This is a genomic window from Flavobacterium piscis (genome assembly GCF_031457575.1).
Lineage (GTDB): Bacteria > Bacteroidota > Bacteroidia > Flavobacteriales > Flavobacteriaceae > Flavobacterium > Flavobacterium piscis_A.
Genome location: NZ_JAVDWQ010000001.1, coordinates 561,602 through 578,747, shown reverse-complemented (window position 1 = coordinate 578,747; position 17,146 = coordinate 561,602). Strand labels below are relative to the sequence as shown.

15 protein-coding genes are annotated in these 17,146 nt (G+C 34.5%); 5 read left to right on the top strand and 10 right to left on the bottom strand.

From position 1 onward, the window contains the following. Positions 1-117 precede the first annotated feature (117 nt). Positions 118-1,326: a WG repeat-containing protein gene (locus tag J2W48_RS02470; RefSeq protein ID WP_310277531.1), complete on the bottom strand. Its 1,209-nt coding sequence runs from the start codon at positions 1,324-1,326 to the stop codon at positions 118-120. A 38-nt stretch (positions 1,327-1,364) separates the two neighbouring features. Beyond that, positions 1,365-2,885 carry a flexirubin biosynthesis tyrosine ammonia-lyase FlxA gene (gene flxA / locus J2W48_RS02465; RefSeq protein WP_310277528.1) on the bottom strand — a complete coding sequence of 507 codons (1,521 nt, stop codon included), beginning with the start codon at positions 2,883-2,885 and terminating at the stop codon, positions 1,365-1,367. Between the two features lie 102 nt (positions 2,886-2,987). Here flxA and J2W48_RS02460 point away from each other — a divergent pair, with 102 nt between their 5' ends. Further along, positions 2,988-4,238: an NAD(P)/FAD-dependent oxidoreductase gene (locus tag J2W48_RS02460; protein ID WP_310277525.1), complete on the top strand. Its 1,251-nt coding sequence runs from the start codon at positions 2,988-2,990 to the stop codon at positions 4,236-4,238. Positions 4,239-4,259: 21 nt separating this feature from the next. On the opposite strand, the gene J2W48_RS02455 is transcribed toward J2W48_RS02460, so the two are convergent. The 5 genes from J2W48_RS02455 to J2W48_RS02435 form a co-directional block, all read right to left on the bottom strand. Then, positions 4,260-4,865: a hypothetical protein gene (locus J2W48_RS02455; protein WP_310277522.1), complete on the bottom strand. Its 606-nt coding sequence runs from the start codon at positions 4,863-4,865 to the stop codon at positions 4,260-4,262. Between the two features lie 93 nt (positions 4,866-4,958). Next, a complete protein-coding gene (locus J2W48_RS02450; protein ID WP_310277519.1) occupies positions 4,959-5,975 on the bottom strand; it encodes an FAD:protein FMN transferase in 1,017 nt (338 codons plus the stop codon). 22 nt (positions 5,976-5,997) lie between these two features. Beyond that, positions 5,998-8,199, bottom strand: a complete 2,202-nt coding sequence (locus J2W48_RS02445) for a PepSY domain-containing protein (protein WP_310277518.1) — start codon at positions 8,197-8,199, stop codon at positions 5,998-6,000. 402 nt (positions 8,200-8,601) lie between these two features. After that, complete coding sequence (locus J2W48_RS02440) at positions 8,602-9,084, bottom strand: DUF2271 domain-containing protein (RefSeq protein ID WP_310277515.1); 483 nt, start codon at positions 9,082-9,084, stop codon at positions 8,602-8,604. Positions 9,085-9,156: 72 nt separating this feature from the next. Further along, on the bottom strand, positions 9,157-10,662 hold the full coding sequence (locus J2W48_RS02435; RefSeq protein WP_310277512.1) for an ankyrin repeat domain-containing protein: 1,506 nt from the start codon (positions 10,660-10,662) through the stop codon (positions 9,157-9,159). 240 nt (positions 10,663-10,902) lie between these two features. Here J2W48_RS02435 and J2W48_RS02430 point away from each other — a divergent pair, with 240 nt between their 5' ends. Both J2W48_RS02430 and J2W48_RS02425 read left to right on the top strand, forming a co-directional pair. Next, entirely contained in the window at positions 10,903-12,177 is a 1,275-nt protein-coding gene (locus J2W48_RS02430; protein ID WP_310277508.1) for a Y-family DNA polymerase, read from the top strand. Then, the gene (locus J2W48_RS02425; protein ID WP_310277505.1) at positions 12,168-12,608 is read left to right on the top strand and encodes a LexA family protein; all 441 of its coding nucleotides are present in this window, start codon (positions 12,168-12,170) and stop codon (positions 12,606-12,608) included. The genes J2W48_RS02430 and J2W48_RS02425 overlap by 10 nt, the downstream gene beginning before the upstream one ends. 48 nt (positions 12,609-12,656) lie before the next feature. On the opposite strand, the gene J2W48_RS02420 is transcribed toward J2W48_RS02425, so the two are convergent. Beyond that, positions 12,657-13,031, bottom strand: coding sequence for a hypothetical protein (locus J2W48_RS02420; protein WP_310277502.1), 375 nt, complete (start codon positions 13,029-13,031; stop codon positions 12,657-12,659). 153 nt (positions 13,032-13,184) lie between these two features. Here J2W48_RS02420 and J2W48_RS02415 point away from each other — a divergent pair, with 153 nt between their 5' ends. Continuing rightward, positions 13,185-13,460 (top strand): hypothetical protein, encoded by a 276-nt coding sequence (locus J2W48_RS02415; RefSeq protein WP_310277499.1) that lies wholly within the window; start codon positions 13,185-13,187, stop codon positions 13,458-13,460. Between the two features lie 282 nt (positions 13,461-13,742). Further along, on the top strand, positions 13,743-14,090 hold the full coding sequence (locus J2W48_RS02410) for a hypothetical protein (RefSeq protein WP_310277496.1): 348 nt from the start codon (positions 13,743-13,745) through the stop codon (positions 14,088-14,090). A 342-nt stretch (positions 14,091-14,432) separates the two neighbouring features. Here the strand turns inward: J2W48_RS02410 and J2W48_RS23045 are convergent, their stop codons facing one another. Continuing rightward, positions 14,433-14,627 carry a transposase gene (locus tag J2W48_RS23045; protein ID WP_409025160.1) on the bottom strand — a complete coding sequence of 65 codons (195 nt, stop codon included), beginning with the start codon at positions 14,625-14,627 and terminating at the stop codon, positions 14,433-14,435. 683 nt (positions 14,628-15,310) lie between these two features. After that, positions 15,311-16,996 carry a sodium/sugar symporter gene (locus J2W48_RS02405; protein ID WP_310277493.1) on the bottom strand — a complete coding sequence of 562 codons (1,686 nt, stop codon included), beginning with the start codon at positions 16,994-16,996 and terminating at the stop codon, positions 15,311-15,313. Positions 16,997-17,146: the final 150 nt, after the last annotated feature.

Here is a 17,146-nt window from a genome sequence, read left to right as displayed (position 1 = left end):
TATGTGGAGTTTATTTTTTACTGGTCTATATGTTATCGCTTTTTTTAATTGGTTTACTGGCACAATTTTATTAGTGGCGATTTCATATATTGAGTTTGTTTTTATAGGAGATAAATATTATTTCTTTTTTTTATTGACTGGTTTTGTAGCTGGCTTTGTTTCAGCTTTTGGCTTTTCAGCTACGGCTTCACTTGTGTTGCTTTTTTCTGTTGTTTTTGAAAATAATTCAGCATTTTCAAACCACTGGTTACCTAAAACAGTACCGTCTGGTTTTAGAAAACCCCATTTTCCTTCATTTTTTACTCTGGCGATACCATTAATGAATCCTTTGTCCTGCTGTACAAAAAGGGCTATAAGTCCGTTTGCTGTAATACCATATTGTGTTGGGATTACTATTTTTCCTGCCTCATTAATAAAACCCCAGTTTTTTTCTTTTACAGGGGCAAGCCCGTTTGCACTAAAAATTTCTGCATCACTATAAGTTGGCGGTATAATAAATTCTGCTTTTGGATTGATGTATCCCCATTTAGATCCTACACAAACGGGAGCTAAATTTTTTGAGAAAGCTTTCGCCTTATCATATATAGGAGTAATTACCCAATTTCCTTTTAAGTCTATAAATCCAATTTTTCCGTTCTTCTTGGCATAAGTCAAATCCTGCGTTTCAAAATCCCAGATTTTTTCGGCTCCGTCAACCGGAATAAATTTCCCGGCACTAACAATTCCGAAAGTTTTGTCTTTTCTTGCCCAGGTTGTATTTTTGAAATAATTTCCGATTTCTGCATACGCAGGTTCAACCAATTCTGTACCGGCTGTGTTTATAATTCCCCAGTTTTTATTTAGTTCAACTCTGGCAAAACCATTTTCAAAAGGCTTGATCTGATCGTATTTTGGTTCTAAAACAACAACCATTTTTGAACTGATTAAGCCAACTTTATTGTTCTGTCTGATAAAAGCTACGCCATCGTTAAAATCAAATAATTTTTCAGAAGCAGGTGCCGTTAGAACTTCTCCTTTTGTATTAATATAGACCCATTCCTTGTCTCTTTGCACAATGGCAATACCGCTGTTAAAATCTTTGGCATCTTTAAAACCGGCAGGAATTACCCATGTTCCTTTAGTATCGATAAAGCCCCATTTTCCGTCTTTTTCTACAGCAGCGAGACCTTCAGAAAAACTTCTGGCAGATTTGTATTGCGGTTCGATTTTAAAAGATCCGTCTTTAGAAATATATCCAATTTTTGAATTCTTTTTTACTAGTGCCAGTTCTTGACTATTAACAAATTGAATAAAGAATGACAACAAAAAAATAAGTGGTTTTTTCATAATTTTTAAGGTTCAATATTAATACTGGAAATAAAATCTTAATTGTTTATCAAATGATCTTTTACTTTTTGTACAAAAGGATACATCACCTGATCTTCTTTAAATACAGGAATGATATTTCTAACATCATCATACCATTTTCTGGTAACCGATGAAATTTTATCTTTCTGACCCAAATAATCAATTGCCTGAACAATGGTAATCATTTCAATGCTTAGAACTTCAAAAGCATTTTCGATAACTTTTGAGGTAATCACTGCGGCATTTGTTCCCATACTTACAATGTCCTGATTGTCATTGTTGTTTGGGATACTGTGAACATACATTGGGTTTGATAACATTTGGCTTTCGGCAGTTGTTGAGGTGGCTGTGAACTGAACACCCTGCATTCCGAAATTAAATCCTAATGTTCCTAAATTGACAAATGGAGGCAAAATTTCGTTGATTTTTGAATTCAGTAAATAATTCAATTGACGTTCTGCCAGCATCGTTAATTTGGTAATCACAATTTTCAGTTTATCCATTTCAAGCGAAATATAATCGCCATGGAAATTTCCCCCGTGATAAACGTGTTTGTTTTTTACGTCGATAATCGGGTTATCATTTGCCGAGTTAAATTCGTCTTCCAGAATAGAAGCCACATTATTGATAGTTTCTAAAACCGGCCCTAAAATTTGTGGCACACAACGTAATGAATAATATTCCTGAACTTTTTCTTTAAAGATTTCTTCAGTGTTATCTCCAGAATATAAATGGTCTTCCCTTTTACGGATCAAAGTACTGTCAGAAAGATTTTGTCTCATTCTTGCAGCGACTTCCTGTTGTCCTTTATGGCGTTTGGTTTGGTTTAATTCCTGCGAAAAATGATCATCGTATGCCTGAACCAATTCGTTGATGGCGCAAGAACATTTTAATGACCAGTCTAATAATTTGTTAGCGTGGTGAACATTTACCACTCCAATTCCGGTCATAACCGACGTTCCGTTGATTAAAGCCAGACCTTCCCTGATTTCTACCTGAATGGGTTGCAGACCTTCAATTTCAAAAACTTCCGGAGTTGGTCTTCTGTCTCCTTTATAAAAAACTTCGCCTTCGCCAATTAATACTAAGGCTAAATGTGATAATTGTACTAAATCGCCGCTGGCACCAACGCCGCCGTGTTCAAAAATTAAAGGCGTGATATCTCTGTTGATCAATTCTGCCATCAAATGGATTACTGATGGATGAACTCCTGAATTTCCTAATGAAAGTGTATTTAAGCGAGCTAAAATTGCTGCTTTTGCACAAACCGGACTCAGTGGTTTTCCTGTTCCTGATGAGTGGCTTCTGATTAAATTATATTGCAACTGAATTTGGTCAGATTCTTTAATCCTATATTGTGCCATAGGTCCAAAACCAGTATTTACACCATATATTATTTTGTTTCCTGAAAATTCTTTTAGAAAATTAAAGCTTTCATTTACCCGATTAAGCACTAAATCGCTTATGACAACCTTATTGTTTCCAAAGATAATAGACTCAAATTCTGCTAAACTTAAATATTCATTAATTGTATTCATTAAACTGGTTTTGATTGTGCTAATTTAATTTTATTTATCAAAATAAATGTGGTTATTTTGATGATGGCAAATGTAAGTTAAATAAATCATAACATTTCTATTATGACAAAGGAGTTTGTGGATGTTTTAGTGATTGGTGCGGGACCTTCAGGATGCGTTTCAGCCTCGTATCTGCATAAGAACAATATTAAGGTAAAAGTGGTTGAAAAAACAAACTTTCCAAGACTTGTTGTTGGCGAAAGCCTTATTCCGAGAGTAATGGATCATTTTGCAGAAGCGGAACTTTTTGATAGTCTCGATGCCATGAATTTTGAGAAAAAATTAGGTGCGCGATTTATAAGAGGCGAAGAAATTTGTGTTTTTGACTTTAGTAAAAAATTCGGAGAAGGCTGGGACTGGACCTGGCAGGTGCCAAGAGCTGATTTTGATAATACGATGGCGCAGGAAGTTATTAGAAAAGGGATTGATCTGGAATTTGAATCGGAGGTATTGGAAGTTTCTTTTGAAGGAAAAAATTCTAAAACGATTGTAAAAGATAAGGATGGAAATTTAAAAGAAATCCATGCGAAATTCATTATTGATTCCAGTGGATACGGACGTGTTTTGCCAAGACTTTTAGATTTGGACACACCCTCACAACTTGATCCGCATTCCTCGATATTTACCCACGTAAAAGATATTAACAGGCCTGAAGGAGAGGAAGGGACTCAGATTTCATTTGATATTCTCGAAACCGAAGTGTGGTTATGGGTAATTCCGTTTTCAAATGGAAATACGAGTTTAGGAGTTGTGGGCCCGACAGATTTTATCAATTCGCTTTCAGAAAACAAAGACAATGCCGAGGCTTTGAAAAATGCAATTCAGCTTTCGGATTATTATATCAAAAGATTTCAGGGAACGGAGTTTTTATTTGAACCGGTTAAACTCGAAAATTATTCAAGAGCCGTAAAAAGAATGTATGGTGAGGGTTTTGCCCTAACCGGAAACAGCTCTGAATTTTTAGATCCTGTTTTTTCATCAGGAGTTGCCTTTGCAACCGAGTCCGGAATGCTTGCCGCAAAATTATACCTTAAAGAATCGAAAGGAATTGAAGTTGATTGGGAAACTGAATTTACAGGTTACATGAAACGCGGAATCGCCGTTTTTACTACTTATGTAAAAGAATGGTACACCGGAAATTTGCAAACGTTGTTTTTTCATCAACCGGAAAACCCAGAAGTAAAAGAGAAAATATGTGCTGTTTTAGCGGGATATGTCTGGAATGAAGACAATCCTTTTGTAAAAAAACACGACCATGTAATCAAGAATATGGCCTATTTACTCAATATGCAAAAAGAACAAAGCCCTGAATAATCAGGGCTTTGTTCTTTAATATTATTTGTACGCTTTTTTCGCAATCAGTTTAGCAAGGGATTTTGCTGTTTTAGCATAACCTTCTCCAATTCTGGATTCATTACTAAAATTGCTTCCCCATTGGTCTCCGGGTGCTTCTTCACTTGTAATTTCCAATAATACATTCGATTTATTGGCTGTTTCAACAAATTTTAAATTGGTAGAAACTTTAGCAGGCTGTTTCATAATTCCGGCATCCCAACCTGGATATAGCCAGGTAGTTTTTACAATCAATGTATAAGGAGTACTTAACCCTTCCTGAAAATTCAGGTCTTTTTTTTCTTTTTGCAGCACAATATTTATTAATTCCAAAAATTTGGGAGTCCAGATTAATTCCCTGGCAGAATGCCATTTCTTTTGCCAGATATTGCCGTTTCCTTTGTATTTTTCGTTTAACTCGGCAGTCCTTTCTTCCACATATTGCTTCTCCGTTTTATTCTCTTTCATCATAGTGAAATCACTATAATCAAATTCAATATTAATTTCTTTCTGATTTTTGATAAAATCGAAATTGCCCTTAAAAACATTCATGTCCTGAGCAAAAGTAATTCCTGTAAAAAGCAGCAAAGCAAATACTATTTTTTTCATAAAAAAAGTTTTAGGTTAGGGCTCAAATGTAAGTTTAAAATTTTATTCTTTGTGATGAATTATCCTAAAAATATTTTCAGTTTTATTAACAAATTAAAAACCTGTATGAAGTTTTTTCTTTTTGAAATTTTTCGATTTGATTACTTTTTGAGTATCCGTAATCATCAAACAGCTGTATTCAGGATATTTGTTTAGTAATTTTAGTCCTTCTTTTTTACCTAAAACCATTAGCGAAGTACTAAAACCGTTTGCCATTTCTGCACTTGGACCAAAAACGGTAACGCTGCACAAACCCGTTGAGGGATATCCGGTAGCGGGATTGATAATATGTGAATAGCGTTTGCCATTAAAAACAACAAACTTTTCATAACTGCCGGAAGTGGTTACGGCGCCATCATTTATCGGAATCACACTAACCAGTTTTTCAGTATCAAAAGGATTGGTAATACCAATGTTCCATGGCGTTCCGTCAGGCTGTTTACCCCAGGCGATCATATCCCCGGAGGCATTTACAATTCCTGCAGTTATTCCTTTTGAGAGCATTAAATCACGTGATTTGTCCGCAGCATATCCTTCTCCTAAAGCGCCAAATCCAATTTTCATACCTTTTAATTTCAGAAAAATGGTAGATTGTACACTATCCAGAATAATGTTTTTATATCCTACTTTTTCTACCGATTTTTTGATGGCTTCATCGGAAGGCATGGTGGTCATTGATCCGTCAAATTTCCAGATTCGATCCATTGCAGCAAAGCTGATATCGAAAGCCCCGTTCGTTATTTCAGAAAAATAAAGGGCGTTTTGGGTTAATTCAAAAACTTCCCTGTCTACTTTTACGGGTTGGATACCGGCATTTTGATTCACCTCTGATACCTGCGAATCGGATTTCCAGTCAGAAATCAAATTTTCTATTCTTGTAATCTCTGCAATAATGATCTCAATATTTTTTTCTGCAGATAATGAATCTTTTGCTACGATCGTAATATCAAAACGACCACCCATAAGCAGGGTTGTCCTTTTTCGCAAGGTTTGCCCGTTGCTTGTAAAACTGGCTGTCAGTAAAAAAAGAAATATAATTAATTTTGGCAGGAATGCTTGTTTTGCAGTCATGTATTTTGTTTTAAGCGATATTTTAATAGCAGTCGGTCAGGACTTGTCCTTTGGCTTTATAATCGGAAATGCTATTGTTTGTTTTTTCGAGGCAAAGGGTATCAAGTACCGATTCTACATCCTGCTGCATGGCAAGTGAGCCACAGATCATGATGATGCCGCCTTGTATCAGCAAATTAACAAAAAAAGCAGCATCTCTTTTTATAAGGTCCATTACATAATAATGATTCTCTTCACGCGAAAAAGCCAGCTGGAAATTTTTCAACTGTTTTTTTTCAGCCATTTCTGTGGCGAATTTTTTGTACGCTAAAGTCGTTTCGGTTTCCTTACGAAAACCACAATATAAATGAATGTCTGTTTTTTTCTTGTTTTGTTCAATCATTCCCAGAAAAGGGGCAATACCGGTGCCGTTTGAAATCATGGCTACAACAGGTGCTTTTTTTGGAAAATGAAATGCGCTATTAGTAATGATCCGGGCTTTTATAACCGAGCCGGGTTCAACATTATACAAATAGCCGGAACCTAAACCGGATGGGTGCAGTTTTACTACTAATTGTATGTTTTCTTTGTTTTTTCCTATAGAATAAAGACGCTCTTTTGTATCATTCGCCGGATAAACAGCCAAGAGATCTCCGGAAGTAAATGGCGTTCTCATACTGGTACGAAGTGTCAATAAAAAAGTTTGATCGGTCTCGGAAATTACAGTTTTGTCAAGAACCATCATTTTTTTCAAACCTTTTGGAACGTGATTGTAAATCGATGGAGTGGTAGAAAGTGAAATTGCTGTTTTCTCGCCCCATAATTTTACCCAATTCACAAAATCATCGGCAGACTTATCATTTACGGTTTGTAAATCTAAAAAACGTTCTGTCCAGTTTTGTGTTTCCAATAAGATATCGATTTCACGGGCATAGGCACAAAAATCCGGATAGGCATAAGAACCAAAACCAACAACAGAAAATTTTACGTTTTGTTTTTGCTGATTTTTACTTAACTGGGATATGAATTTCCCGGCATTTGAAGGCGGGTCGCCTAATCCGTGTGTTGAGGTAAAAATGATAATATGTTCTGCTTTAGGAAAAACAGTATAATTATTAAGCTGTGTGATAAAAACCTTATGGCCTTCGGTAAGCAATTGTTTGTGTATGATATTGGCAAATCGCAGCGAACTTCCGTTTTCTGAACCAACCAATAAGATAAATTTGCTTTCTTCGGCTTTGTATTTGTTTTTGATACGGCTTGACCTTCGTTTCAGGGTCATCGCGAAACCTGAATATAAAAAATAGAGAATATTCAAAGAGGCTAGTCCCAGTATAAAAGCCCAAAAAATATTGGATCGGCCTGTATGCAAATCAAGACTCAGACTGGATAAAAGCGTAGTCATTGGAAAAAGGACTTCGCTTACTACAGCACCGGAAACCTGGTCAGCTTCAATTTCCCTGTCTTTTAATTTGATGATGTAATATTCCTCCGGATCGTCTGAAAAAGGAAATTCTATTTTTTGAACATCAGCCAGAAGTGTGCTTTTAAACACAGAAGTTTTGTCGTTATTATTTAAAGCAAGTGTTTCTGCTGTGATTTCGCTTTTAACTTCCGGATTTGGTTTTGTCTCCGTAAAAAAATTAAACCTTTCCAATGATAAATAGGTGCCGGAGACAGCAATAATCAGGATTGGAATCAAGGCCAGCCTTCCCAATACAACATGATAATACTGAACAACATATTCTTTAATAACTTTAGAAAAGAAATTGCGTAAGCCTCTTTGCCTGTTAATAACCAGGGCGAAACCTGAAATGGAAATCAGTATCAGAATAAAAGAAATAAACCCAACAAAAAACCGTCCGGTCTCTTTAAGGAATAGAGAACGGTGAAGTGCGGTAACCCATTGGATAAATTCACTTTTTTTTATGGGAGAGCCTATTATTTTTCCGTTTCTTGGATCAATATAGGCGTTGATATCATTGCCTTCTTCATCAATACCCCGCAATGTTACAAATTGATTGTGATCAACACTTAATTCCGTTATTTCAGGATAAACTTTCTTTAAGGCAGGCAGGGTTTCCCCGAGCTTTATCTCCCCAAAATTTTCAACTTTATATGGTGGTGTTTTTTCCTGAATTGCATCTACTGAAAGGATGACTCCGGTTACGGATGCCAATATCAAAAATAAAGAAGAAAAAACAGCCAAAGCCAGATGCGAATAACGCCAGAAAGAAAGAGTCATTGAGGAAATTGTTTTATTGGTCTCAGATATAGTTTACAACTATGTACTTTTAGTGCATTTTGCTATAGCTTCAAAAAAATATTAAAACTAATTCGTGCAATTTGTGGCTAATAAATAGTGTTACAATCCTGTACATTTTCAGTCAGCCGGCCAAATCTATGGGTTTTCAGTCCATAGGAGTGGTTTATACTATTTAGAAATATAAAACAGTTTTTTGTTTTCCTCACCCCAGCCCTCTCCAAAGGAGAGGGAGTTAAAAAATCGGATTATTTTATATCTAAATGGTATTAGTTTGTGTTTTTTATTAAATCTGCTTAAAAAAGAAATCTGCAAAAATTTGAAAACCTGTGTAAAATAGTAACGCACAGATTTTCAGATTCCCGCAGATAAAAAGTTCAAAATTCAAATTTTATTTAATCTTACGTACCGAATGTATCCTTTACCTTCTGTTTTGGCAGCAAGACCATCTGTAGTTAGCGGAATTTCAATGTCATTTACATAATATTTCTGGTCTTCAACAGCTGTTTCAAAGCGCAGTTTATATCCTTTGTTGATTTTAGAATCTTCTATTTCTATTGTAGTAATGCTGCGGTCTCCTCCGGTTACGGAAGCACCTGTTTTTGCACTGATATTGGTTGGTTTTTTAGAATGAAATTTATGCCATTCTTTAAGTGTGTTGTACCATTTTTTATCGTCGCCCATTACGTAAAGTGTTTTTTCATACTCTCCGTCAGAGTTGATCAGCGATACTACTACATAAGCGCCTTCTCCTATATAATTGGACATTTGCAGCATACATTTATATTTGCTGTTTTGCGCATTTGCCTGAAATGACAAAAGACACATTAATATACTTGCTAAACTTATTTTAATTATTGACTTCATTTGATACTATTATATTTATTGTAATTGAGGGATTCTTCCAGTCTGATTTAAAATTTGGATGGTAATACAGGATTATTTTAAAAATTCAACAGATACATTATTTTTGGTAAGTGACTCATTTTCTTTAGCCAATGCATAAGCACTTTCGTCAAACTCGGTACTAATGTCTTTTTTGGCATCAATAGACACTAAGTATTTCAGCAGGGCATCATCTTTAGAAATCATTGCCGCTTTGTGTAAAGCGGTTAAACCATCTTTGTTTTTAGTGTTTACATCTATTTTTAAATCAGCAATTTTTTTCAATAATTCTAAATTGTTTTTAACGACCGCAACGTGGTATAGTGTATTGCCATCTTTTTGTGGTGCGGCTAAATCCAATCCTTTCTCCTGAAGCAATTTTGTTTTTGCTGTAAAAGGGTCTTGTTTTGGAGCGTTTGCAGCTTCCGGACCGCGACCGGCAGGTCTGTACGATTGCACCAGGTAATAGCCAAGGTTATTTCCTTCTTTATCCAGTATTTTTACATCTGCACCTTTATTTAAAAGAAGCGCTGCAGTCTCCGGAGTTCCGTTTTTAACAGCTGCTGTTAATGCAGATTCTCCTTTATTGTTTTGTGCATTTATGTTTTTTGAAATTGGCAGCAACAATTCAACCACTGCAAGATCTTTTGCTGATGCAGCGTTAATTAAAGCAGTATTTCCTTCAATATCGGCTTTGTTGGGATCTGTTCCTTTAGCTAAAAAATAGTTGATATTTTCTATCTGGTTTGGTTTATTTGCCAGAAAATGCAATACAGTTTCGCCGGATTTACTTGTAGTTGTCGGTTTTAGTTTTAAATCTTCTACCAGATATTTATAAGTTTCAAGGGTGTTCGATTCCCTGCGTGAACCTTGTGCGGCAAAAATTAGTGCGTTGTCCGTATACTTTACGCCTTTTTCCAATAATGATTTTAATAAGGGGATATTACCTGTTTTGGCTACATAGTTAAATGACGTATTTCCGTTATTATCAACATCTTTAAGAGATAATCCTTTAGAAATAAAATAGTTGGTGAGCGTAAGGTCTTTATCAGATGGGATTGCCATCAGCAAAAGATTGATTCCGTCTTTGTATTTTTTCTTTGGGGCGATGCCTGCCTTAAAAAAAGCATCATAAACCGCTGTGTTTTTTTGACCGGAATTAGCTGCCATTACGATTGGGGTAGCTCCATGGCTGTCTTCTAAATTAATATCTGATCCTTTATTAATCAGGTATTCTACAATTTCCAGATTACCTTTATAAGCCGCCCAGTGAAGATAGATACGATTGTCGTGGGTAGATTTGTTGACGTCATTACCGTTTTGTTCCAATAAAAATTTTATAGTAGCAGCAGGAGCATCATTATTTATTGCCATAACAGCAGGATCAAAAGACATTGAATTAAGTTCTGATGGACTGTTTCCTTTTGCGATTTCAGCTTTTACTGTAGTTACATCCGGTGCAGTTTTCCAAAACGACTGATCCAAAAGTGTATTTTTTTGCTGGGCATTAATAAATAAAGCGGTAACCAAAGCAAATGAAAGAAAAATATTTTTTTTCATAATTTTATATTAGGTTTTTATAATGGAGAACTCAAGTTGTATGTTGTTAGATTATTTAGAATAAATAAAAATAACGCAAAGATAAAAATAAATGTTATAAAATCAACCCTTTCCCATAATTATATCCTGGATTTTTCTGGTTTTTATGAGAGGCGAAATGGTATAGGGAATTAGTGGACGCAAAGAAAAAATTAACTTTCATTATTCAGGGCATACCAGCACTTTTCGTAATTTTGCAGGATGTATGCCTTAGTCGATTGTAATAATTTTTATACTTCATGCGAACGTGTTTTTCAGCCGAAATTCAACGGAAAGCCTGTTGCGATATTGTCGAATAATGACGGCTGTGTTATTTCCAGAAGCAATGAAGCTAAAGAAGCCGGGGTTCCTATGGGGGCTCCGGCATTTAAGATTAAGGAGTTGGTAAAAGAAAAGAATGTTAAATTGTTTTCCTCTAATTATCCGCTGTATGGCGATTTGAGCAATCGGGTTATGGCAATTTTAGGACAGTTTACTCCTAATGTAGAAATTTACAGTATAGATGAAGCTTTTCTGAATTTTGATGGCCTGAATATTTCAGATTATCATGATTACGGACTTCAAATGAAATCCCGTGTTCAAAAATGGGTAGGTATTCCGGTTTGCATTGGCTTTGCCGAAACCAAGGCATTATCAAAAGTAGCCAATAAAATTGCCAAGGAATTTCAGGGAAGAACTAAAGGGGTTTATGTAATTGACAGCGAAGAAAAAAGAATCAAAGCTTTAAAATGGACTAAAATTGAAGATGTCTGGGGCATTGGATATCGTACAAAAAAGAAGGTAAAACTTCGTAATATCCATACTGCCCTTGATTTTATTCAGCCTCAACATGAGGCATGGATTAAAAAAGAAATGGGGATTACAGGGCTTCGTTTAAAATATGAATTAGAAGGAAAACCGGTTTTGGATTTAGAGCCTTTGCCGGAACAAAAAAAGAGTATTGCGACCACCAGAAGTTTCCCAAAACAAATTTCCGATTTTGATTTACTTCGTGAACGTATCGCTACTTTTGCTGCTGTTTGTGCAGAAAAATTACGGATGCAAAATTCCTGTTGCCATACCATAATTGTAATGCTGGTTATTGACAGGCATACGATTAAATCATCCAAATATTATTTTAATATGGCAGTAACGTTGCCATATGCAAGCAATTCTACCTTAACAATTTCGAATGCCGCTATTGAATTGCTGAAGAAATTGCACAAAGGAAATGAAGGCATCAGATTTAAAAAGGCAGGTGTTGTGGTAACCGAATTAATAGATGAGGATAAAAAGCAATTTCAGTTATTTGAAGAAGAAAATCCAAAACATCTGGCCTTAATGAAAGTGATGGATCAGCTGAATCAAAAAATTGGGAACAGAAAAGTAAAACTGGCTTCTCAAAACCTGGAGCTGACCTGGAACATGAACCAAAATTATTTATCCCCGAAATATACAACTGATTTCAAAAAAATACTTGAAATACGATGTCTGTAAAAAAAGAACAAAAGCTTACGTTTTTTCAGCCTGATTTCGAAAGCGAAATTAGGGTTCCTTATATAAAGGAAGGGGTCTCTGCTGGTTTTCCATCGCCGGCTGCTGATTTTATGGAAAGCAGTATTGATTTGAATAAGGAACTAAGCGAAAATCCTCTGGCTACTTTTTACATCAGGGTTAAGGGAAATTCGATGATTGACGCGGGTATCAATGACAAGGATGTTTTGGTAGTTGACCGAAGCCTGGAACCGCAAAACAATAAAATTGCGATTTGTTTTATCGATGGTGAATTTACCGTAAAACGGATTAAGGTCGAAAAAGAGTGCTTGTATCTTATGCCTGAAAATCCAAACTACAAACCCTTAAAAGTTACCGAAGAAAATCAATTGATTATTTGGGGAATGGTTACTTATGTGATAAAAAAAATGTAATGTATTGTAAATAAAAGGTGTACGGGTTTTGTAAGAAGGTTGTATGTATTATTTCTTTTTCTTATCCTCTAATTTCTTTTCGATTAAGGCAATAATTTTATCGGTAGTGGCTTCTTTGTCAAAGTATTTTAGAAAAGCTTCATATCCCGGATCTAAATTTTGATAAACGGAACCCGGATCGCGCAAAACGTAATTTTTATCCTCTGTAATTTCCATATCACCCATGCCGGTTAAAACCCAATTTATATTCAGATTAGGGTAAACCTGCATGATTTTTTTTAAAATATTCATGCCTAAAGACCTTGAATTCATTAAAATTGGATGTAAAGAAGTGTATAATATATCATTTTCTATACAAAACTGTCTGAGGTTAACTTCTTTATTTTCAATATAGTAACGTAATCTTTCACCTTCTGTTTGCATTTTTTTTAATTTTTATATTAAAAATGATATAATGTATTAATAAATAATATATATTTGTCGTAGTTACTTCGTAGTAAGAACGTAGTAAAAATACAATAATTATATGATTTCAAATAGTACTTATCTATGATTACAGCCGGGCAAAGAAATAAAATGAAGAAAGTCTTTAAAACAGGCTATTCGAAAGAAGTTCAACAGCTTTTGGAAGAAAAAGGGATATGGAATAAAAAGGGGCTGCCGTTCAGTAAATCTTACATTACCCATGTTTTTAATGGTAGAAACTGTAATAATGATATCGAAGAAACAATAATTGAATTGTATCAAAAAAGATTACATGAGCTAACAAAGATTACATTGCGACGGAAAGTGATTTTTAGTGAAAAAAATATGGAGGAAGAACTTCGGACAGGATCTGAATATTTTAATTAATGAAAAAAGAAATCCAAATCATATAATACCATTTAGAAATATCCTCACCCCAGCCCTCTCCACACGAGCGAAAGCGAACTGGCGAAGCAAAGGATAGGGAGTTAAAAACAGGATTATTTTATATTTATAACCTCAGATCTTGCAGAACAGCAAATTGCTGCCTAACTTATAATATCTGAAAAAGCACAAATAGTCACAGACAAATGTTTTAGAAAAGGTAGGTACGGAATCTAAATTAAGGATTAATTACCAAAGTTATAAACCAAAAATCATCCAGTAATTATGGCAATAATAAAAAATGAAAGTTTAGGAAATATGGGTTACTTCTCAGACAAACATGGCACATTAACGAATTTTATTTTCGAAATTTTATCAGTAGAATACAATGATAATTTGTATGGATATTTCAGAATAAAAGTGACCAATGATAATTCAAGATTTGTTGTTATCGATAATCTCAGCATTTGTGGCCCATTTTCTGAGGCTTTTCCGGCAAGATTGTTAGAAGAAGGTTTGTACTTATGCCATCCGGATTTAAATCACCAGATTATGCTTGATATATTCAGTTTAGAATTTGATTTATTTAAAAACAAATCCATTAATCTAAAAAAAGAAAAACAGGAATTTTAATGTTGCTGATTTTAGAAGTTGTGATGATTTATTTGATCTGGTTAGTTGGCAATACGACTCTTGCAAATAAACCATTTACATTACAAAAGACAGAATCATTTTCTTAGTAGTTGTTATAACTACTCTTGATAGCCTGCGTTGCCTGATATTCTTTTGTATCAAAAATATTGATTTCAGGAACATTATAAAATAAAAAATATCACTAAATGTTGGTATTGTTTTGTAAGTGATTTTTGTTTGATTTTGCACCAAATTATAAAACTTTACAAAAACAAATCTTACTCTATGAAAAAAAAAGCTACTATTTGTGTTATACCATTTAGACATATAATTTAGTCTAATTCAAGTATAGAAATAGCTAAAGCCGCATAGGTTTTTTATAAAAGTTTCTGTAATCATTGTTTTTACAATCTGGTTTAATTCCAATTTAAAGTCATCCATTGTTTTGAAGATTTTATTGGTCAATTTTCTTTTCATGTTAAGCCAGACAAGTTCTGCTGGATTAAGCTCTGGAGAGTATGGCGGAAGAAAAACCAATGCAATATTTTTTGGTATTTCAAGAGATTTGCCCTTATGGAAAGCACATTATCTAAAACGATAACCTTAAACTCGTTGGGATTCTTGCTGGAGAGTTCGCTTAAAAATATTTGGAAATTCTCTCCATTGCATTGTGGCAATTCCATAACCAGACTATCCCCATTTATTGAGGAGAACGCACCAAAAATATAAGTGGACCTGAATATGTTTTGATAAGTACAAATAGGTTTTACACCTCTTGTTGTTAATGCTTTTCCGTTACGGGTAAATAATCCGAAACGGCTTTCATCTTGTGCATAAATATTAAAAGAAGTATATATGTCTTGAGAATATCTTAAGGCATCTTCCAGAATTATTTTAAAGTTTTTTTAAAAACTTCTACAGCATTTTCATCTTTTTTTGAATGACTTTTACGCGCTACTTTTAACTTGGTACCAAAATGTCTTTTTACATATTTCTAAACGGTATAATTAAAAAAAATGAATTTTTAATGTCTGGGATACAATCTCTAAGGATTTACACAGCTAATTAATTTTGGTTGAGATTTGCAGCTATTAAATAGGAAATTGCAAAAGCGAAGTACGAGGTTACTTTTTTGAACATTTATGATTTAAAATATATGAAAAAAGTCTGAAACTAAATTTGTTTAGTTTCAGACTTTTTAAATTAATTGGAAAAATATTTTACCAGAACTTAGCGTACAATGCAGCTATAATCAATAATGTGATTACAATTAATACGGTAGTTTGTGGTTTTAATTTGAACATAGATTTGTCTAATTCGAATGCTTTTGGATTTACTTTTGGTCCTGCAAAACTTATGGCAATCATAAGAAGCATAGTAAATACAAATGACAATCCCATACAGATATGGAAAGGGATTTCGAAACCACCTTTTCCATTTGGCCATGCAGTATATAATAAAGTTTCATTTCCGAATAATGCAGGAGCAAATTCATTAAATAAAACAGATAATAAGAAACCTGCAATTACACCTACAATAGCAGCTGTACCCGTTGTTCTTTTCCAGAACATACCAAGGAAGAACATGGCAAATACACCAGGGCTAATGAATCCTGTATATTTTTGAATGTATGTAAATCCACCAACACCACCAATACCAAGAACGTCATTCCATGTAAACAAAACTGCCAAAAGCATCGCTGCAAAAACAGCATATCTTCCGATGTTTACCTGATGTCTGTCGCTCGCACTTTTTTGGATGTATTTTTTGTGAACGTCTAATGTATAAATAGTTGAGATACTGTTTACTTTACCCGCTAATGATGCTACGATAGCAGCTGTTAATGCCGCTACAGATAATCCTTTTAAACCTGTTGGAAGGAACGTTAACATGGCTGAATAAGCTCCGTCTTTTCCACCAATCAATTGTGGTAAATGACCATTTTCATATAAAACATAAGCTGCAATACCTGGCAGCATTACGATAAGCGGCATTAATAATTTTAAGAATCCTGCGAACAAAATACCATTACGGGCAGTTTGCAAATCAGCACCCAAAGCTCTTTGTGTAATGTACTGGTTACAGCCCCAATAGTTAAGATTGATAATCCAGATACCCGCTAAATACGACATCAATCCAGGGAAAGTTAAATATTTGTCAATTTCAAGTTGTGAAGAATTAGCAGTAGGTCTGTCAATTATCATTCTGAAATGCTCCGGTGCTTTATCCATTAATACATTAAAACCGGCTATGGCATCCTCTCCAAAACCAAAATAGTGTGAAACAGTTGTTAAAGCAATATAGGTAGTAACCAAACCTCCGATAATTAAAACAGCTACCTGAATTACATCCGTATAAGCCACCACTTTCATTCCTCCTAAAGAGATGATTAAAGCAAAAACAGCTAAACCTATCATGATAGCATGAAGATATTCACCTCCGGCTAATCCGTTGATCGCAACAGCCCCTAAATACAGGATAGAAGTCAGGTTTACAAAAACATATAAAAACAACCAGAAAACCGCCATAATTAAGGCAGTAGATTCATTATAACGTGTTTTTAAGAATTGTGGCATTGTGTAAATCTTATTTTTAAGATATACCGGAATAAACCAAACTGCAACAATAATTAAGGCAACAGCAGCCAGCCATTCATAGGCAGCAACAGCGATTCCTAAAAAGAAACCTTCCCCGCTCATTCCGATAAATTGTTCTGCCGAAATGTTTGAGGCAATCAACGAAGCTCCAATAGCCCACCATGTAAGTGTTCCTTCTGCAAGGAAATAGGCCTTAGCATCGTGTTCGTTTTTTTCGCGTTTGCGATAAATTGTATATCCGTAAATGGATACTACAAGAAAATAGATAATAAATACTGCATAATCTGCAAAAGCAAGTTTCGAGCTCATTTGTTAGTAATATTTGAAATTAATATAAGTGATTAGTGGTTTTTAAAATTTGTCTTAAATAACGAAATGGTTATTCTGGTTGCGAAACTAATTAATATGTTTTTTTAATCTGAAAAAAATACGATATGTATTTAATTTCATTGTTTTTTT